General features: G+C 59.7%; 14 protein-coding genes, 1 tRNA gene and 2 pseudogenes. 14 read left to right on the top strand and 3 right to left on the bottom strand.

Translation table 11 applies throughout. The features are described 5' to 3' along the window. Window positions 1-525: 525 nt before the first annotated feature. The 5 genes from BGP85_RS14830 (at window position 526) to BGP85_RS14810 (ending at window position 4,856) form a co-directional block, all read left to right on the top strand. Complete coding sequence (locus BGP85_RS14830) at window positions 526-1,299, top strand: ABC transporter ATP-binding protein (RefSeq protein ID WP_085677911.1); 774 nt, start codon at window positions 526-528, stop codon at window positions 1,297-1,299. An 11-nt stretch (window positions 1,300-1,310) separates the two neighbouring features. Then, entirely contained in the window at window positions 1,311-2,063 is a 753-nt protein-coding gene (locus tag BGP85_RS14825) for an ABC transporter substrate-binding protein (RefSeq protein WP_103448624.1), read from the top strand. A gap of 54 nt (window positions 2,064-2,117) precedes the next feature. Beyond that, the gene (locus BGP85_RS14820) at window positions 2,118-2,810 is read left to right on the top strand and encodes an ABC transporter permease (protein ID WP_103448623.1); all 693 of its coding nucleotides are present in this window, start codon (window positions 2,118-2,120) and stop codon (window positions 2,808-2,810) included. Then, complete coding sequence (locus BGP85_RS14815; RefSeq protein ID WP_103448622.1) at window positions 2,811-3,500, top strand: ABC transporter permease; 690 nt, start codon at window positions 2,811-2,813, stop codon at window positions 3,498-3,500. A 150-nt stretch (window positions 3,501-3,650) separates the two neighbouring features. Then, window positions 3,651-4,856: a methyltransferase gene (locus BGP85_RS14810; RefSeq protein WP_103448621.1), complete on the top strand. Its 1,206-nt coding sequence runs from the start codon at window positions 3,651-3,653 to the stop codon at window positions 4,854-4,856. Window positions 4,857-5,112: 256 nt separating this feature from the next. On the opposite strand, the pseudogene BGP85_RS29820 reads toward BGP85_RS14810, so the two are convergent. Further along, window positions 5,113-5,217: pseudogene (locus BGP85_RS29820) on the bottom strand (DUF3077 domain-containing protein); the annotation flags it as partial. A gap of 241 nt (window positions 5,218-5,458) precedes the next feature. Here BGP85_RS29820 and BGP85_RS14805 point away from each other — a divergent pair. From BGP85_RS14805 to BGP85_RS14775, 6 genes and pseudogenes are all read left to right on the top strand, one after another. Beyond that, the gene (locus BGP85_RS14805) at window positions 5,459-5,707 is read left to right on the top strand and encodes a hypothetical protein (protein WP_103448620.1); all 249 of its coding nucleotides are present in this window, start codon (window positions 5,459-5,461) and stop codon (window positions 5,705-5,707) included. 97 nt (window positions 5,708-5,804) lie between these two features. Continuing rightward, a tRNA-Thr gene (locus tag BGP85_RS14800) sits at window positions 5,805-5,880 on the top strand. A gap of 164 nt (window positions 5,881-6,044) precedes the next feature. After that, window positions 6,045-7,363: pseudogene (locus tag BGP85_RS14795) on the top strand (tyrosine-type recombinase/integrase). Between the two features lie 1,147 nt (window positions 7,364-8,510). Beyond that, window positions 8,511-10,364: an ATP-dependent nuclease gene (locus BGP85_RS14785; protein ID WP_103448619.1), complete on the top strand. Its 1,854-nt coding sequence runs from the start codon at window positions 8,511-8,513 to the stop codon at window positions 10,362-10,364. Between the two features lie 382 nt (window positions 10,365-10,746). Then, entirely contained in the window at window positions 10,747-10,977 is a 231-nt protein-coding gene (locus BGP85_RS14780; RefSeq protein ID WP_103449862.1) for a DUF3079 domain-containing protein, read from the top strand. Window positions 10,978-11,037: 60 nt separating this feature from the next. After that, a complete protein-coding gene (locus BGP85_RS14775) occupies window positions 11,038-11,289 on the top strand; it encodes a hypothetical protein (RefSeq protein ID WP_103448618.1) in 252 nt (83 codons plus the stop codon). Here the strand turns inward: BGP85_RS14775 and BGP85_RS14770 are convergent, their stop codons facing one another. Then, a complete protein-coding gene (locus BGP85_RS14770) occupies window positions 11,290-13,587 on the bottom strand; it encodes a TonB-dependent siderophore receptor (RefSeq protein WP_103448617.1) in 2,298 nt (765 codons plus the stop codon). A 141-nt stretch (window positions 13,588-13,728) separates the two neighbouring features. On the opposite strand from BGP85_RS14770, the gene BGP85_RS14765 reads away from it, so the two are divergent. The 3 genes from BGP85_RS14765 to BGP85_RS14755 all read left to right on the top strand — a co-directional run bounded on the left by BGP85_RS14765 (window position 13,729) and on the right by BGP85_RS14755 (window position 17,592). Further along, the gene (locus BGP85_RS14765; RefSeq protein WP_103448616.1) at window positions 13,729-14,448 is read left to right on the top strand and encodes a response regulator; all 720 of its coding nucleotides are present in this window, start codon (window positions 13,729-13,731) and stop codon (window positions 14,446-14,448) included. A gap of 1 nt (window position 14,449) precedes the next feature. After that, complete coding sequence (locus BGP85_RS14760; RefSeq protein WP_103448615.1) at window positions 14,450-15,817, top strand: ATP-binding protein; 1,368 nt, start codon at window positions 14,450-14,452, stop codon at window positions 15,815-15,817. 104 nt (window positions 15,818-15,921) lie between these two features. Beyond that, window positions 15,922-17,592: an FMN-binding glutamate synthase family protein gene (locus BGP85_RS14755; RefSeq protein ID WP_103448614.1), complete on the top strand. Its 1,671-nt coding sequence runs from the start codon at window positions 15,922-15,924 to the stop codon at window positions 17,590-17,592. 30 nt (window positions 17,593-17,622) lie between these two features. Here the strand turns inward: BGP85_RS14755 and BGP85_RS14750 are convergent, their stop codons facing one another. Then, entirely contained in the window at window positions 17,623-18,912 is a 1,290-nt protein-coding gene (locus BGP85_RS14750) for an OprD family porin (RefSeq protein ID WP_103448613.1), read from the bottom strand. Between the last annotated feature and the right edge of the window lie 51 nt (window positions 18,913-18,963).

The raw sequence follows: 18,963 nt of genomic DNA, 5'->3' as shown, positions 1-18,963 counted from the left end.
ATGCATTCGTCAGATGGATACCCCGACCTCGTAACGGCGCGGGCTGCAGGGCATTCGGCCAACCTTTGACCGAAAGGCCGCCAAATCCCCATTCCAGGTCCGGATTACGGAAATACCCACTTACAAACGCACCAAAGGTGCTCCTCGGTAACACCTTTGCACCGACGCAATGCACAAAAAGCGCAACCCATAGGTACAACCTTCAGTCTTCGAATCAGCAGGTCGCAGTCGCACCCGTAGCCGCAGTACAGATCAGCAAATGGCTCGCGAATGGTCTAAAACAGCTTCCCAGTGCCGGCCAAAACTGGCACCATCGCGCCTTTTTTCATCAAGGCTATGGAGCTGGGCGAGACCCTTTGCGGACATCTGCGCGACGTTGCACTGCAACGATGCGACAAACTGCCCCGGCAACACCTTGAGCCCCCTGCGACCCTGTTGGCCGTCATATTGCCGCTATGCTAGCGTGGCGCTCGCCAGGAAGGCCGCCAACAGCTGGGAACGCACCCGATCACATGAGGACCGCACATGGCCCAGGCCACGCCCGCGCTGGAAATCCGCAATCTGCACAAACGCTACGGCGAGCAGGAAATTCTCAAGGGCATTTCGCTGACCGCACGCGACGGTGACGTGATCTCCATCCTGGGGTCGTCCGGCTCCGGCAAGTCCACCCTGCTGCGCTGCATCAACCTGCTGGAAAACCCTCACCAGGGCGAAATCCTCGTTGCCGGCGAGAGCCTCAAGCTCAAGGCCGCCAAGAACGGCGACCTGATCGCCGCCGACAACCGCCAGATCAACCGCCTGCGCAGCGAGATCGGCTTCGTCTTTCAGAACTTCAACCTGTGGCCACACATGTCGATCCTCGACAACATCATCGAGGCGCCACGCCGGGTGCTCGGCCAGAGCAAGGCCGAGGCCATCGAAGCCGCCGAAGCACTGCTGAACAAGGTCGGCATCTACGACAAGCGCCACAGCTACCCCGCCCAGCTTTCCGGTGGCCAGCAACAGCGTGCTGCCATCGCCCGCACCCTGGCCATGAAGCCCAAGGTCATCCTGTTCGACGAGCCGACCTCGGCGCTCGATCCGGAAATGGTCCAGGAAGTGCTTAACGTTATCCGCGCACTGGCCGAAGAAGGCCGTACCATGCTGCTGGTGACGCACGAGATGAACTTTGCCCGCCAGGTGTCCAGTGAAGTGGTCTTCCTGCACCAGGGCCTGGTTGAAGAGCAAGGATCGCCGCAGCAGGTCTTCGAGAACCCGACCTCGGCGCGTTGCAAGCAATTCATGTCCAGCCACCGCTAACGGAGCAATACATGCACACTTACAAGAAGTTCCTCCTGGCAGCCGCTGCCACCCTGGTGATGTCGGCAAACGCCATGGCCGCGGAAAAACTGCGCATGGGTATCGAAGCCGCCTACCCACCGTTCAACAACAAGGATGCCAGCGGTAACGTCGTCGGCTTCGACAAGGACATCGGCGACGCCCTGTGCGCCAAGATGAAGGTCGAGTGCTCGGTGGTCACCTCCGACTGGGACGGCATCATCCCGGCCCTGAACGCCAAGAAGTTCGACTTCCTGGTGTCGTCGCTGTCGATCACTGACGAGCGCAAGCAGGCCGTCGACTTCACCGACCCGTACTACTCCAACAAGCTGCAGTTCATCGCGCCGAAGAATGTCGACTTCAAGACCGACAAGGCTTCGCTCAAGGGCAAGACCATCGGCACCCAACGCGCCACGTTGGCAGGCACCTACCTTGAAGACAACTTCCCGGATGTCAACGTCAAGCTCTACGACACCCAGGAAAACGCCTACCTCGACCTGGTTTCCGGCCGAATCGATGGCATCCTTGCCGACAAGTACGTGCAGTACGAGTGGCTGAAAAGCAAGGACGGCATGAACTACGAGTTCAAGGGCGAACCGGTGATGGACAGCGACAAGATCGGCATTGCCGTGCGCAAGGGTGATACCAAACTGCGCGACGATCTGAACAAAGCCCTGGCAGAAATCAAGGCTGACGGTACGTACAAGAAGATCAACGACAAGTACTTCCCATTCAGCATCGAATGATCCGCCCTGACCTGCGCGCCCCTGCGGCGCGCAAGTCCCTAGAATGACCTGCCCATGAATATCGACCTGCACGGATTCGGTCCGGCCATGATGGCCGGCACCCTGATGACCGTAAAACTGGCGCTCTGCGCCCTGCTGCTGGGGCTGGTCCTGGGCCTGCTCGGCGCCCTGGCCAAGACTTCCACGATCAAGCCGTTGCAATGGCTTGGCGGCTTCTACTCGACCCTGGTGCGCGGCGTGCCCGAACTGCTCTGGGTCCTGCTCATCTACTTCGGCACCGTCGGCCTGATGAACAGCCTCGGCGAAGCCCTGAACATGCCCGGCCTTGAGCTCAGCGCCTTTGCCGCGGGTGTCATCGCCCTGGGCCTGTGCTTCGGCGCCTACGCCACGGAAGTATTCCGTGGCGCGATCCTGGCGATCCCCAAGGGCCACCGTGAGGCCGGCCTCGCACTGGGCCTGTCCCAGGGCCGCATCCTGTCGCGGATCATCCTGCCGCAGATGTGGCGCATCGCCCTGCCGGGCCTGGGCAACCTGTTCATGATCCTGATGAAGGACACCGCGCTGGTGTCGGTGATCGGCCTGGAAGAAATCATGCGTCACGCGCAGATCGGCGTGACCGTGACCAAGGAGCCTTTCACCTTCTACATGGTCGCTGCCTGCATCTACCTGAGCCTGACCATCATCGCCATGACCGGCATGCACTTCATGGAAAAACGCGCCGCTCGCGGCTTTGCGAGGGCCGAATAAATGAATTGGGAAGTCATCTTCAAGTGGCTGCCACGCCTGGCCCAGGGTGCGACCCTGACCCTGGAGCTGGTGGCCATCGCAGTGGTTGCCGGGTTGATCCTGGCCATCCCGCTGGGCATCGCCCGCTCCTCGCGCCACTGGTACGTGCGCGCCGTGCCGTTCAGCTACATCTTCTTCTTCCGTGGCACTCCACTGCTGGTGCAGCTGTTCCTGGTCTACTACGGCCTGGCGCAGTTCGACGCAGTACGTTCCAGCTCGCTGTGGCCGTACCTGCGCGATCCGTTCTGGTGCACGGTGCTGACCATGACCCTGCACACCGCCGCCTACATCGCCGAGATCCTGCGCGGTGCGCTGCAGTCGATCCCCAAGGGCGAGATCGAAGCCGCACGGGCGCTGGGCATGTCGCGGGGCAAGACACTGTTCTACATCATGCTGCCACGTGCCGCGCGCATTGGCCTGCCGGCCTACAGCAACGAAGTGATCCTGATGCTCAAGGCCAGTGCCCTGGCCAGTACCGTGACTCTGCTGGAACTGACCGGCATGGCCCGCACGATCATTGCCCGGACCTACCTGCCGGTGGAGATCTTTTTCGCGGCCGGGGTGTTCTACCTGGCGATCTCGTTCGTGCTGGTGCAAGGCTTCAAACTGCTGGAGCGCTGGTTGCGCGTGGACGCCTGCCAGGGCCGCTAAGCTGATATCACTCGGGGCTGCCTTGCAGCCCATCGCGGGACAAGCCCGCTCCTACAGGGATCGCGCTCTCACGAGGCTGCGCGATCCCTGTAGGAGCGGGCTTGTCCCGCGAAAGGGCTCTCAAAAATATCCAAACTCTCAGACCCCACCATGCCTTCCTATCTCCACAGCCCCCACCTGCAAGACCGCTTCCAGGCCCTCGACCAGTTCCTGACCGAGCACCAACCGCTGTGGAAACCCCGGCCCTTCACCGCCCTGCGCCTGGCCTGGGAAAGCGAATACCCCGAACTCGCCGCCTACCTGCGCCAGAGCACCCTGGCCGACGCCGAAGCCGACACCAACCCACAAGGCCTGCCCGCCCCGTTCCCGCAACTGGCCGCACAAGCCGGGCAACTGTCAGCCCTGGGCGAGCTCCCCGACACCGGCCTGCCCACCGCCGGCCACCGCCTCGACGTCGCCGTACCCGGCCGCAAATGGCAGCAGATCGAAGCCTTCAGCCGCCGCCTGGGCTTTCGCGAGCACACTCGTCACTGGCTGGATTGGTGCTCCGGCAAAGGCCACCTCGGCCGCCGCCTGCTGCAACCCGGCCAGCAATTGACCTGCCTGGAGTACAACCCCGAGCTGGTCGCCGCTGGCCAGGCCCTGAGCGATCACCATCACCTGCCCGCGACCCACATCCACCAGGATGTGATGGCTGCCGGCAGCACCCAGCACCTGAACCACGAGAAAAGCGTGGTCGCCCTGCATGCCTGCGGCGAACTGCACGTGCACCTGCTGCGCAAGGCCAGCCAGCAAGGCTGCCGCCACCTGGCCGTGGCCCCTTGCTGCTACAACCGCATCCCCGGCGAGCACTATCAGCCGTTATCCACAGCTGCACAGCACTCCCCGCTGCAGCTGAGCATGATCGACCTCGGCCTGCCGCTGAACGAAGCCGTCACCGCCAGCGCCCGCGTGCGGCATCAACGCGACTGCTCCATGGCCCGGCGCCTGGGCTTCGACCTGCTGCAGCGCGAACAGCGCCAGTGTGATGAATACCTGTCCACCCCTTCGCTGCCAATCGCCTGGCTGGACAAGTCTTTCGAGCAGTACTGCCGTGAGCTGGCCGAACTGCGCGGTGTGGCGATACGCGGCAACCCGAACTGGGCCGCGCTGGAGGCCGCCGGCTGGCAGCGCCTGGCCGTAGTACGCAACCTCGAACGCCTGCGCAACCTGTTCCGCCGCCCACTGGAGCTGTGGCTGGTGCTCGATCGCGCCCTGTTCCTCGAAGAACAGGGCTACACCGTTCGGCTGGGCACTTTCTGCGACTATCCGCTCACCCCACGCAACATGTTGCTCCTGGCCGAACGTGACCGTTAGCCGCAGCACAACCTGTGGATAAGTCTGTGAACAAGCTTTTGATGACTGGATGGAGCAAAGCGCTATTTCAAGCGTTTGGCTTATTCCAGCCTGGGCGTCAAGCCCAGTAAAAACAGGCGTTTGCGCAAAGACCGGCGGTACGGAGAAGCGGCATGCCTTTCGCGCAAGGCGGCAATGCCTCTTGTGCATAAACAAAAATTCGATTAGGCAATTTCCCCTCTGTGGAAGCGGGCGCGCCCGCGAAAGGGCCCTCGAATCAATGCACCTTGTTCTTGGCAATCTCGGTATCGTTCTTCAGCGCTTTGGCCAGGGCCAGCAGATAATCCGCAGCGCCCAAAAGCTTATGGTGATCCTCCATATCCGGCATCACTCATGCACCTGCCCCTTCTCATCACTCATGCTCGCCAATGCATGCTGGAACAGGATCAGTGCCGATACAAAACCACCACGGTCTCTTTGGATGAGGGCTCACCCGCGAGAGGCCCGACGGTGTATCATCTGCCCCCCAAATCATTAAAAAGCTACGTCGCACGCTGCCCGCCAGCCCTGCGACCGTCTGGCGTTGCGCCAGAATCGACAATGGACTAACGGACTAAACCATCGTGACCCAAGCCAAATCCCTTGCCCTGCTGGCCTTCACCTTCACCCTGGGCGCCTGCAGCAACAGCCCTGCCCCGCACCCCGCCAGCAACCTGGACTGGAACACCCCCGGCATGCAGCTGGGCGGCGACAACGGCCTGCCCCTGCGCGTGGAAAGCCCCTGCCGCAAGCGCGGCTGCGACAACGACAAGCTGTTTTTCAACCCCGGCAAGAGCGAGCCGAGCGTCAACACCATCCACCGCGGCTGGTAAGAAAATATCCTTTTGGGCCGGTGACTTAGGCTATTTTCACGCTTTCGCAAGGAAGTGGTTTACAGGCGCCAACCGATCGTTATAATGACGCCCCATTGCCGGTATAGCTCAGATGGTAGAGCAACTGACTTGTAATCAGTAGGTCCCGGGTTCGATTCCTGGTGCCGGCACCATATCCAGCTCCATCGCGTTCCACCGAATGCCTTGGAAGCCCCTAAAACCCGCCCTTTGGCGGGTTTTTTCGTTCCAGGACCCTCCGTCGGGATCCAACAGAATACCCCATCTCCGGGGGTATTTTTAGGGTACAGCGTCTTGCCTGCATGGAGAACGTACCCTTATGCCACGTCTAGCCGTTCCTCTCAGCGACCTCAAATGCCGTACGGCGAAACCTCGCGAACGTGCCTACAAGCTGTTCGACGGTGGCGGCATGTACCTCTTCGTGAAACCCAATGGCGTGAAAACGTGGCGATTGCGCTACTTCAAGCCCAGCGGCAAAGAAGGCACGCTGATCATCGGCAACTACCCCATCATCTCGCTGGCCGTAGCGAGGACCAAGCGCGATGAAGCCAAGGCCCTGTTGATCGACAACCTCGACCCGATGGAAGAGAAGAAGCAAAGCGAAGCTAGCTGCTCAACGAGCTTCCCTGCTTTTCGAAACCGTCGCCCTGGAGTGGCACGCCGAAATGTCGCTGCGCTGGACGGAGGGACACGCCAAAACCGTCATGAGCCGATTGCGCACCCACGTCTTCCCCCTGATAGGCCAACGCCCAATCGCTGAGCTTGATACCCATGATCTGCTGGAGGTCACTCTGCGTATCAAGGAGCGCGGCACCATGGACGTTGCCCTGCGTGTGCAGAACTATCTCTCCACGATCATGCGGGGCGCGGCAGATCAGCCAGAATCCGGCGCTCGATCTGGCAGGGTCGATTCATGCCCCGCGTACCGTGCACCGCCCTGCCCTCTCACTCAACCGCCTCCCTGAACTACTCAGCCGGATCGACAACTACAACGGTCGTGAGCTAACCAAGCAGGCTGTACTGCTGTCGCTGCACGTGTTCGTGCGCTCCAGCGAACTGCGCTTTGCGCGCTGGGATGAGTTCGACCTGCAAAGGGCGATGTGGGAAATTCCTGACACCCGCAAGCCCATCGACGGCGTACGCAATTCCACCCGTGGCACCAAGATGAGCGGAGATATACAGATGGTGCCGCTCTCTCCCCAAGTCATTGCGATCCTTGAACGGCTGCGCGGCTTGAGTCGCTTCTCCGAACTGGTGTTGCCCGGTGACCACAAGTACTGGAAGCCAATGTCAGAGAACACGGTTAATCAGGTACTGCGCAACATCGGCTACGACACATCCAAGGAAGTATGCGGGCATGGATTCAGGACCATGGCCTGTAGCGCCTTGCTGGAATCAGGGCTGTGGACAGACGCGGCTATTGAGCGGCAGATGAGCCACAAGGAACGCAATCGCGTGCGCGCCGCCTATATCCACAAGGCCGAATTTTTGGAGCAGAGCAGGCTGATCATGGCGTGGTGGAGCAATTACATCGATGCCAACAGATCGGGGCATGTCACTCCACATGAGTTTGCCCATCCATCTGGGGACAACATCACCCCCTTGCCAAGTGGGCGTGGCGCATTCAATCGTCGGTGAACCTTCCAGAACACCGTTGGCCGCTCTTTAATTCGGGTCCATCCAAACAGGGCTGCAAAGCCGCCCTGTTTGGATGGACCTCACTTTGCAAAGCTAAAAACCGAGACGAATCCTTTGGATACCACTGATTTCCACCGGTGGATAAATTCATGCACAACCCCAGAGGCCACGAGGAATGGGGCGTTGACCAAAATTATCCACAGGCGTAGAACTGTTGTTGCAAATGCTGTCGTTGACAGCACCCCAGGTGACCCGAACCTTCAAGGTCACGCCGCTCCCGCGGTGGTTCTCCCCAAGGGCGATTCGCATCCGGCAGCTCGCCCGGTCACTACCCTTGTGATGGATGCTCTTACACATATGGTGCTCGTGCGCCGATACACCGTACCTCGCTGCCCTGGAACAACCTATCCGTTTGGCCGAACATTGCGCCAACCTGTGCCCGTCTCTTTCTCTGGAAAGAGACGGGCACTTCTGACATTGCTGCAGCCCTGATCGCACGAGGCTTTGCGGCATCCCCCCTCGTGACAATCGGCGTGACAAACGCCGATGTCACCAGCAACAGCCATGCAGGTGATGGTGCCGCAGACCACGGAATGGACTGCACCTGACTGACAATCAGGCATGCCCCGGTCATCGCATTGCTGCTTGCACCTGGCTCAGGATCTCGCGGCACTGGTCTAGTCAGCCAATGCGCCCTCCACCCGCCCACCGGTAACGGTGCTCAGGAGGCCAGATCACGAGAAGCCCTTGCTCCCGGTCGTAAGGAGCCGCCAGTCCCGCGTAGAGGATATTCCCCACAGGTCGCAGGGGCCTTGATCCCTGATAACACTCAACATTCTCGGCGGGATGACGTGGGGCTGGGATCGGAGAACGGATACTTAGATGACCGCCATGGCATTGGTAGGTAGTGGGAGGCGTAATCTCGGCTACGACAGGCATCAAGGCCCACATTCGCAGAAAAACATGTTCTGCAGTGGCCACTATCGTACGGCTACAGCAGACTGTGAACGTTTGTAGGCATTCGTCAAATGGTGCAGCTCGGACGGGCACGGCGCCAGCGAGTAAAAACGAAATCAAAAAAACAACCCACAACCGGCAGCACAATAGTCAGCCCTAAACCCTTTGCCATCGACAACAGAGACGAGCAATGACATTCCCAATCAATTTAAATGTAAATATTGAAAGCCACAATGGAAACTACGATAGATCCGTTACCTTACGGAGCGGGCTAACTGTTTTAATAGGACCTAACGGGAGCGGGAAGACACATTTACTAAGGGCCCTGAAAAACTCATTAATTTCACATACCAAAGACAAAAAAGTCAGATTTCTCTCTGCGGGCAGAATGGGATTACTTGAGCAGTACAGATCAGATTACAACGGTCACCACGGCGGCTATCCGCCATATAATAGCGCCCAATTTGGAAGCAAGAGCGATGTTGTTCGCCGACATAATATTGAGACCCTAGAGGGAGATTTTCAAACCCTCTCCGAAAGAGCTGACATACTTATTAAAGTGCAAGAACGGCTTAGGAAGCTCTTCAAAAGGGACATATTAATAGAATGGGACGGCGGGAGTTTAAAAGTTTCCTTTGCGAGATTAGACGGAGAAGATCAACCATATTCATCTGGAAGAGAAGCTTCCGGATTACTTCACCTCGTTGGGATATTGGCCGCCCTATACGATGATGATGTTGGAGCATTGCTACTCGACGAACCTGAAGTTTCATTACACCCGCAACTCCAAGCATTCCTACTAAATGAAATAATATCGGCCTCTGGCCACCCCTCGGAAGGAAGTTTCAAAAAAATAATTTTAATAGCTACCCACTCAACAGAAATGTTGAGAGTACTAAAGTGCGATGACCTATTATCATTACTATTTTGTCACGACCTCGGCCTACCACCTGTCCAGGTTGATCCGTCTGCAGGAGAGTTAAAAAATCAAAAACTGCAAACTTTGGTCGCCCGTTTGGGCCAAGAGCACAAGCTTTCACTTTTCTCTCGCAGACCGCTGCTCGTTGAGGGGCCGTCAGATATGCTTCTTTGCAGTTTCATCTCTCAGAAATTGGAACTACATCTAGAGGCTGCTGGCTCTCAGATACTACCGGTGATCGGCACGGGCCAGATGCCCGTAGTTTCGAAATTCATGAAGCTCTTAGGAAAGACGCCAATAGTTTTAGCAGATGCAGATGCTTTCGCTGACGGCTTAGATCTTACAAATTATTTCCTCAAGGACTGCGAAGAGGCTAATCGAAAAGCAATCGCTACTGGAGCTCAGTCGGCCACGCAGCTTGCTACTACTGTGTACAATGATTTTTGCAGTCTAGTGATCAAATCCTGGGATGACATTTCTGCCATCGCAGTTAGTCATCCTTATTGGATTAACAGAAAAGATATTGGTGACGCTCAGGCAAAAAAACGAGCGTGCTTTTGCTCATTATTCGAACTTGGTGACAGCAAGTTAAACGAGCTTAAATCAGGAGCAGAGTGGAACACAATAAAGCGTCGAATCGAAGCGATACTCGACCTACTAGAACTGGCAGGATGCTTCATATTGCGAAAAGGTGCGGTAGAGTCTTATTACAAGCATTCAGATCGACTTACCTCGGAAGGGAAACCAAGCGCTGCCGTTGATGAAATTTCTCACCTTGACACTCTCGACAGTAAAGATATTTATGAAAACTTCCCTGAAATGGTTAGATGCATTAAATTTGCGTCTCTGGCAGACCAAATTAGCGAGGCAGAATCATTACGTGACTTACTGTTATCCATTGCAGCACCCGCGATGGCTAAACTTAATGCCGGCACAACAACACAAGAAATAAAAATCCTCTCAAAAACGATACTCAGAGAAAAGTCTGGGATTTTTGATCTATCCATCGAAGATGACAAGCTAGTAGTCAAGCTACAAAGCAAAATTCTTAACGTCAGCGGCTTCCCGATGTACATTAGCCGTGGAGATGATGTAATCAAAGCCGTCGAGAGCACATTACGTTAGATTTCAAATTTCTCTTATACTCTCGCATGAGTATCTGAAACAGATTAGCTGATTGATACGTTTAGTGCCTGTCACCATCGATTGTGGTGGCGGGCACTCACAGATCTCTCTTAAGCATCGACTATCTATCGCTCTATCAGGCGACGTCGCGCAGCTGAACAAGCCAATAAATCCCGAATTCGATTCCACAGGAAGCCATGACCAACCGAACAATTTATAGTGACTTTTTGAGATACGCTTAATTTTCCACAGAATTCCAGGCAGCCGGAAATACTAGCCCGGGCGGCTGTAACCGTACGTCTGGTGCCGGCACCATACGCAATACTCAAAAGGCTCACCGAAAGGTGGGCCTTTTTTGTTTTCAGCGCCCGGGGGCTGCCGAATCAATTGCCTTGAAGCCAACACGATCGGTGTGGGAGCTGATCAGTATTGCCCGGCCAAGGCTCTGGCCTGTGGCAATGGAGCAGACCGGACTATGCATCCGGTGGAGTTGTTTGGGGAGGATTGGGATAGTTTCGACAACTCGTTGAGCAAGCCTCTGCAAATCGATTGCCGACGACAGACTACGCCGTGCGACGAGTGGCGAAGATCGAAAATGAGCAGGTTGGCATAATGGCATCGCGATTTACCCGCCCGTCCATTTATTCAATCCGCCGTTGTGAGCCCCTCTGCAATGAATGCCGAAATCCGTTACTCGATCATCCTGGAGCACAACGCCGAAGTGCTCCTTGCCAATGCCTCCATGGCGCAGGTCGAGGCATTCTGGGATGCCAACGACTCCCGTTACTTTGGCTTGCACATGGAAGAACCGTACGGTGCGCATGTGCGCGTTATGGTTACGGATGAAATGCAAGAAGAAGAGGCTTGCACATGTCTTGCTGGGGCCGCGCTTGCCAGCCATAGCCTGCAAGGCAACCCCAATTGATCAAAACGCGGTGCTGACCGTCAGCGACATGTTGCGCGGGTCACCGTAGATCGCCCCGGCGTAGAACCCGTACTGGGCGTAGTAATGCTTGTCGAACAGGTTGTCGACATTGAGGCTCACCGAGGTGTCGTCGGTCAGTTGGTATTTGGCCATGGCATTCCAGATCGCATAACCCGACCAGTTCACGTCGGTCGCCCCGGCACTCACGCCGTTCACCGGCTGCCCTGCCGGGCTGGAAATCGCGCGAATATTGGTCTGCGCTTTCACACCCGCGCCCAGGGTCAGGCGCTCCAGCGGGCCGGACAGGCGATAGGTGGTCGAAGCCTTGAACAGGTGCGACGGGTCGCTGCGCCCGTCGCTATCCACGCGGCGGAAGTGCAGGTAGGTATAACCGGCATACACATTCCAGTTCGGCGTTAACGCACCGGCAATTTCCAGGTCGATACCGTCGGTTTCCTGCCCGGTACCGGCCTTGTAGGCGTCACCACCGGTCGGCGTGGTCAAGCCGTCGTCGAGCACCGCCTTGTTCTGTTGCTTGGTGCGGAAGTACGCCGCCGAGGCGTTCAGGCGCCCGTCCAGCCACTCGCCCTTGATGCCGGTTTCGTAGCTCTGGCCGCGAATCGGCTCGACCTTGGTACCGCTTTCGGTCTCGGCCGTCTGCGGGTTGAAGATGTCGGTGTAGCTGGCATACAGCGAGTAAGTGTCATTGAGGTCGTACACCGCGCCCAGGTACGGGGTGACGATGCCGTTGTTCTGTTGGTTGCTGCGCACGCCGGCGACACTGTTGGTGGTTGCCGAGTAATCGGTGGTGCGCACGCCGACGATGACCGACAGCGGGTCGGTAATGCTCAACCGGGTGGCCGCGTACATGCCCTGCAAACGGGTGGTGGTCTTGCTGTGGCGACCGGTGCGCGAGGCAATCATGTCGTAGTCGCCGTCCACGCCGTTGTGCCAGTCGGTAAGCGGAAAGCCGTTGTTGGCGCGGAACTGGCAGCCCACTGATGGCGCGCTGACGCGGTCATCGCTGACCATGGTGCAGCTGTATTCCGGCGACCTGGCCACGGTCCGGCTGTCGTTGTAGCCGACCATTGCCTGGTGGGTGCGGCCAAAAAGCTGGAACGGCCCGGACAGGTCGATCTGCGCGGACTGCTGGGTGGTGTCACTGGAGCTGTGCAGGCCGTTGAGCACCGCGCCGCTGCCATCCTGGTCCCAGTAGCCGCCGTAGCTGCCACGGCCGGCCGAGTTGACCTTGGCCAGGCCACGGTGGTTGAGCACTTCGGCCGTGCTTTGGGCGGCCTTCAGGTCCAGGGTCCAGTCGTTGTCGAAGCGGTGCTCCAGCGAGCCGAAGGCGGTGCGGGTGGTGTACTCGCCGAAGCTCCAGCTCGGCACCACGTTGGTGCTGCGTGGCAAGTCGGTCTTGCTGCCGTCCTTGTACCAGATCGGGATGTTGGCGCCCCAGCCGCCACCGACCACCTTGTTGTATTCGTACTGGTAGCCGGCGCCAATCGTGGTGGCGTCGTCGATGTCGAACGCGAAACTGGCCAGGGCAGCGCGCGAGCGTTCGGACTGGTTGTCGCGGAACGAGTTGGCGTCGCCCTGGGTCATGACGAAGCGCGAGCGCAGGCGGCCGTCTTCAGATAGCGGCAAGTTGAGGTCGGCGCCCAGGCGGCGTTTGTCCCAGCTGCCGTAGGTGGCGTAGGCGCTGCCGCCAAAGGTTCTGGTCGGCGCCTTGCGGATCAGGTTGACCGTGGCCGACGGGTCGCCGGTGCCGCCCAGCAGGCCATTGGCGCCGCGGACAATATCGATGCGCTCGTAGAGGTCCATGTTCAGCGCGTTGCCGCCACCGCTGAAGTCGGAACCACCCTGGAACTGCAGGCCATCGACCTTCCAGTTGCTGATCGAATAACCCCGGGCACGGAAATCGGTGCGCCCACCCACTTCTGACTTGGTGGCACTCACACCTGGGGTGGTGTCCAACGCCTGCTCGATGGAATGCACATCGCGATCGTCCATCTGCTGGCGGGTGATGGTGGTGACCGACTGCGGCGTTTGCCGTGGGGTCAGCTTCAGCCCGGTGGAGCTGCGGGTGTTTTCCACCGTGTAGCCGAGCTGCCCGGTCTCATCTACGGACACAAGCGCACTGTCCTCGATCTGCGTGGCATCCAGCTCCAGCGGCTGGCTTTCGGCAGCCATGGCGTTGCCACTGACGGCAACGGCAACGAAGAAGGCAAGCGGGTGCAGGCGGCTACCGCCCCGGACAACAGGAGTGAAGTCGTTCATGGCGCTCTTGTGATTCATTTGGGAAATCTTCGTATTTGCAGATGATTTTTTGTTACGATTCTAGAGATCCGCCCTTTGGGCTCCATACCCGGCTTGTACGGGGATGTAATTGAACGTAACGAGCGCTGCCAGCCCTCCCCGAACAGGTGTTTTACCCCGATGAGCACAACCTTGCTGGTTGTCGACGATGACGACGAGATCCGCGAACTTCTCTGCGATTACCTTACCGATGCCGGCTATACCGTTCTGGCGGCCGCCGAAGGCGATGGCATGCGCAAGCAACTCGCCGCGAGCAAGGTCGACCTGGTGGTGCTGGACCTGATGCTGCCTGGCGAAGATGGCTTGAGCCTATGCCGCCAGTTGCAGGCGACGCCGGGTCTGGCAGTGATCATGCTGTCGGCCAAGGGCAGCACGCTGGATCGCATCATCGGCCTGGAAGTGGGTGCTGATGACTACCTGGCCAAGCCGTTCGAACCGCGTGAGCTGATCGCCCGCATCAAGGCCGTGCTGCGCCGCCCGCAGCGGCTGGACAGTTCTGCCGAAGAGCCAGCAACCGAAGGTCAGCAGTTCGCGGGTTTCAGCCTCGACCACGTCAAGCGCCTGCTGACCCGCCCGGACGGCGAAACCCTCACCCTGCCCCGCTCCGATTACCGGGTGCTGCGAGAACTGCTGGAGGCCAACAACCGCGTGGTCTCACGGGATCAGCTGACACGCAGTGCGTTTGGCCGCGATCACCACCCTGACGATCGCTCGGTGGACATGTGCATCAGCCGCCTGCGCCAGCAACTGCGCCGTGCGCCGGCCAGCGACATCCAGATCCTGACCATCCGCAACGAAGGCTATTTGCTGAGCATCGCCCGTGCCGAGGCCGACAGCTGAAATGCGTTGGCTCCGTCGCCTGTGGCCACGCACGCTGTTTGGTCAGCTGCTGCTGATCATGGTCAGCGGCACGCTGGTAATCCAGTTGATGTCGAGCAGCATCTGGTTCGATGTACGTTTCGCCCAAGTGCTCGAAGCACCGATCCGGCTCATGGCCGCGCGCAGCGCTGCGCTGATTGCCCAGGCCGATTGCCACACGGAACACCTGCAGATACCGGCGCACTACCACTTGCGTTGCGCCGAAAGCGAACCTGCGCCGCAGGAGGATCAGCGGCGCGGGCACCGGCGCGTCGAGCTGTTGCTGCAACAGGCACTCAAGTACGAACTGGGCCATGCCCAGGAACTGCGCCTGCTGAAGGTGCAGCTGACCGATGACTTGGGCCAGCCGATCGTCTGGCGCAGCCTGTTCGGCCTGCGCACCGCCCAGGCGCATATCCAGTTCGCCGTGCCATTGGCCGATGGCCACTGGTTGAGCATCGACGGTCAGGAGCTACAGGGCTGGAGCGGCGAGTCGGCGTGGGTGCTGATCAGCGACTACCTGCTGCGGGTCTATGCGCTGCGGATCGTCGCCGTGTTGCTGGTCTGCCTGATCGCGGTGCGCCTGTGCCTGCGCCCGTTACGGCGCCTGGCCGACGCGGCGCGCGGGCTGGGCAGCAACCTCGAACAACCTGCGCTGGCTCTGGACGGCCCCGAGGAAGTACGCCAGGCCGCGTTGGCGTTCAACGCCATGCAGCAGCGGCTGATCACCATGGTCAACGACAAGGCCTGCTTTCTGGCCGCCGTGTCCCACGACCTGCGCACCCCGTTGACCCGCATGCGCCTGCGCCTGGAGCGGCTGCCGGATGACGAGCAGCGCGAACGCCTGCGGCAGAACATCACCCAGATGGACAACATGATCGTCCAGGTGCTCGACTACCTACGCGCCGGCGAACAGCAAAACCGCCAGCACATCGACCTCGACCGCCTGGTGGCACGGCTGTGCGCAGACCTTGCCAGCAGCGCGGAGCCACTGCCTGTACACGGCAAGGCTGGTAGCCTGCGGATCGATGCCCTGTTGCTGCAACGCTGCCTGCAGAACCTGGTGGTCAATGCCCTGCGTTACGCCAGGCAGGTATCGGTGACGCTGGAAACCGCCATCACTGGCGTTTACATCCACATCGACGACCGCGGCCCCGGCATTGCGCCAGGCCTGCTGGCCACCATCACCGATCCGTTCGTGCGTGGCGAAGGGTCACGCAATCAGGCATCCGGGGGTTATGGACTGGGGCTGAGCATCGCCCAGCGCATCGCCAGCAGCCATGGCGGCGAATTACTGCTGCACAATCGCGAGGGCGGCGGATTGCGCGTCAGTGTATTGCTGCCCCGGTGATCCAGCCCCTCACGTTCAGGTAATAGTCTTTTACCAAAACCCCAGGTTTTCCCGACCTGGGGTTTGCCTATCCTAGGCCGCGTCATCCAGCCTGCGATGGACCCATGAAAGATTCACTCCCAAGCCGCTATGCCTGCCTGGCTCTGTGCCTGCTGTTCACCTTCGCCAGTATCCCATTCCTTGCCCAGCACAGTTGGCTCTGGCCGCTGACGGTGGTGACCGCCCTGCTCAGCCTGGTCGGCCTCAACGACCTGCGCCAGAGCCACCACGCGGTGCGCCGCAACTACCCGATCCTGGGCAACATCCGCTACCTGATCGAGACCATCCGCCCCGAGATCCGCCAGTACCTGATCGAAGGTGACGACGACAAGCTGCCGTTCTCCCGTTCGCAGCGCTCGCTGGTGTATGCCCGGGCCAAGAACGAAAGCGCCGAGAAAGCCTTCGGCACGCTCAACGATGCCTACAAGCCCGGCTTCGAATTCATCAGCCACTCGATGCTGCCGGTCGCCACACCCGACCCCGCGTCGTTCCGCATTTCCATTGGTGGGCCGCAATGCCGCCTGCCCTACTCCGCCTCGATCTTCAACATCTCGGCCATGAGCTTCGGCGCGCTCAGCGCCAATGCGATTGCCGCGCTCAACCAGGGTGCACGCCTTGGCCGCTTTGCCCATGACACCGGCGAGGGCAGCATCAGCCCTTACCACCGCGAGCATGGCGGCGACCTTATCTGGGAGATCGGCAGCGGCTACTTCGGTTGCCGCACCGAAGACGGCCGTTTCGACGCGCAACGCTTCGCCGAACAGGCGCGCAGCCCGCAGGTGAAGATGATCGAAATCAAGCTCAGCCAGGGCGCCAAGCCCGGCCACGGCGGGATTCTACCGGCCCACAAGGTCAGCCCGGAAATCGCCGCTACCCGGGGCGTGCGCGTGGGCGAAGACTGTATCTCCCCCGCTGCGCACAGCGCATTCCGCACCCCGGTGGAACTGCTGCACTTCGTCGCCAGCCTGCGCGAGCTGTCGGGCGGCAAACCGGTGGGCTTCAAGTTCTGCCTGGGCCACCCGTGGGAGTTCATGGGCATCGCCAAGGCCATGTTGGTCACCGGCATCACCCCGGACTTCATCGTTGTCGACGGCAAGGAAGGCGGTACCGGCGCGGCACCTCGGGAGTTCAGCGACAACATGGGCGTGCCGATGCGCGAAGGCCTGATGTTCGTGCACAACACCCTGGTCGGCCTGAACCTGCGTTCGAGCATTCGCATCGGCGCCGCGGGCAAGATCGTCAGCGCCTTCGATATCGCCAGCGTGCTGGCCATCGGTGCCGACTGGGTCAACTCCGCTCGCGGCTTCATGTTCGCCATCGGCTGTATCCAGTCGCAGAGCTGCCACACCAACAAGTGCCCGACCGGTGTCGCCACCCAGGACCCATTGCGCCAGCGTGCGCTGGTGGTGCCCGACAAGGCCGAGCGGGTGGCCAGCTTCCATCGCAACACCCTGCATGCCCTGGCCGAAATGCTCGCGGCCGCTGGCCTGGAGCACCCCTCGGAGCTCAAGCCCAAGCACCTGGCGCGGCGCATCAGCACCAGCCAGATCAGCCTGTTTTCCGACCTGCACCAATTCCTCAAACCGGGCGAATTGCTCAGCGGCTCGATTGAAAGCGAGTTCTATGCGCGGATGTGGCGGATGGCACGCAGTGACAGCTTTGCGCCGGAGACAGCCGAGGTGGCAGTCGCACCGGCAGCGGCCAGCGTGCGCCGCAAAGCAACAGCCCCGGCATAGGCCGGGGCTGCTTGAGACGCTCGGTCAGGATCAGAAGATGCTGATCGGGTACTCGACGAATACGCGGACTTCGTTGCCGTCGTCGTTGTAGCCGTTCTGCTGTACCGCGTTGTTGGTACGCAGCCAGGAACCACGCAGCTTGACCGACAGGTCCTTGGCCGGGCCGTCCTGAACGACGTAGCGCAGCTGGTTGAAGATTTCGCGCTCTTTACCTTCGCCGAAGCCGTGGGTGTTGATGTTGTCACCCGCCACGTAGGCGATCTTGTAGGTCAGGCCCGGCATGCCGAAGGCGCCGAAGTCCAGGCCGTAGGCGAGCTGCCAGGAGCGCTCGTCTTCGGCGTTGAAGTCGGACCAGTAGGAGTTGGCCAGGTAAATGGTTGAACCACCGTCGCCCACGCCACCGCGATCCTGGTACCAGCCGTAGTTGTAGCCGGTGCTGCCGGTGCTGCGCTGGTGCGCCAGGGTCACAGAGTGCGGGCCGAAGGCGTAGGTGGCCGCCAGGCTCCAGATGGTGTTTTCGTCACCGGTCAGCTCGGCTTTCTGGACGTACTTGCTGTTGATGTCCGACTTGTAGCCGTTGAAGTCCAGGGTCAGGGACTGGTCTGCCGCGATCGGGAAGACGTAGTTCATGCCCAGGTAATGCTTCTTCATCACGTCTTCGATGTTCGACGTGTAGGCGGAGGCGGTGAAGTTGTCGGTGAACTTGTAGCTGCCACCGAACACATCGATCGACTTCAGGTGGCCGCTGTCGCGACCTTCGGCGCTCTTGCGCGCTTCCTCGGTGAAGTGACCGGCGTTCAGCTCCAGGCCTTCGATCTCCTTGGAGGTGATGAAGGTACCGGTGTAGCTCTCGGGCAGCAGGCGGCTGTCGTCGTACTGCAGCACCGGCAGCTCAGGCATCATGTCACCGTACTTGAGCACGGTGTTGGAAACGCGGAACTTGATGGCAGCGCCACCGCGAGCCAGGTTGTGCGGCGAGTTCTTCGGGTCGTTGTCGCTGGCCTTGAAGAAGTCGATGCCGGCAGCACCGTTGCGGCCTTTGCCGCCGTCCAGGCGCATTGCATACAGGCCGAAGGCGTCAACGCCCACGCCGACGGTGCCCTGGGTGAAACCGGAAGAGAATTTGCCGATGAACGCTTGGCCCCATTCGCTCTGGTCGTTCTTGCCGTGCTTCTTGTCACGGTTGATGAACGCGTTGCGCAGCAGAACGTTGGCGTGGCTGTCCTCGAGGAAGCCCTTGCTGTCGGCCTGATCGTTGGCCTGGGCCTGGGTCGCGGCGATCATCGCCAGAGCGACCAGGCTGATCCTGGTTTTCAACATGTTGTTTTCCTTATTTCTAAATCAAAAACGCTTTGCACCATTACGCCAGGA

This window comes from Pseudomonas putida, assembly GCF_002906855.1.
GTDB classification, from domain to species: domain Bacteria; phylum Pseudomonadota; class Gammaproteobacteria; order Pseudomonadales; family Pseudomonadaceae; genus Aquipseudomonas; species Aquipseudomonas putida_N.
Note: the sequence above shows the minus strand (reverse complement) of the source record. Positions and strands in the feature narration are given on the sequence as shown.

What these genes read in the sequence shown, in the direction of transcription:
- BGP85_RS14830 (WP_085677911.1), top strand. Translation starts at nt 526, where the DNA reads ATGGCCCAGGCCACGCCCGCGCTGGAAATCCGCAATCTGCACAAACGC.
- BGP85_RS14825 (WP_103448624.1), top strand. Translation starts at nt 1,311, where the DNA reads ATGCACACTTACAAGAAGTTCCTCCTGGCAGCCGCTGCCACCCTGGTG.
- BGP85_RS14820 (WP_103448623.1), top strand. Translation starts at nt 2,118, where the DNA reads ATGAATATCGACCTGCACGGATTCGGTCCGGCCATGATGGCCGGCACC.
- BGP85_RS14815 (WP_103448622.1), top strand. Translation starts at nt 2,811, where the DNA reads ATGAATTGGGAAGTCATCTTCAAGTGGCTGCCACGCCTGGCCCAGGGT.
- BGP85_RS14810 (WP_103448621.1), top strand. Translation starts at nt 3,651, where the DNA reads ATGCCTTCCTATCTCCACAGCCCCCACCTGCAAGACCGCTTCCAGGCC.
- BGP85_RS14785 (WP_103448619.1), top strand. Translation starts at nt 8,511, where the DNA reads ATGACATTCCCAATCAATTTAAATGTAAATATTGAAAGCCACAATGGA.
- BGP85_RS14775 (WP_103448618.1), top strand. Translation starts at nt 11,038, where the DNA reads ATGAATGCCGAAATCCGTTACTCGATCATCCTGGAGCACAACGCCGAA.
- BGP85_RS14770 (WP_103448617.1), bottom strand. Translation starts at nt 13,587, where the DNA reads ATGAATCACAAGAGCGCCATGAACGACTTCACTCCTGTTGTCCGGGGC.
- BGP85_RS14765 (WP_103448616.1), top strand. Translation starts at nt 13,729, where the DNA reads ATGAGCACAACCTTGCTGGTTGTCGACGATGACGACGAGATCCGCGAA.
- BGP85_RS14760 (WP_103448615.1), top strand. Translation starts at nt 14,450, where the DNA reads ATGCGTTGGCTCCGTCGCCTGTGGCCACGCACGCTGTTTGGTCAGCTG.
- BGP85_RS14755 (WP_103448614.1), top strand. Translation starts at nt 15,922, where the DNA reads ATGAAAGATTCACTCCCAAGCCGCTATGCCTGCCTGGCTCTGTGCCTG.
- BGP85_RS14750 (WP_103448613.1), bottom strand. Translation starts at nt 18,912, where the DNA reads ATGTTGAAAACCAGGATCAGCCTGGTCGCTCTGGCGATGATCGCCGCG.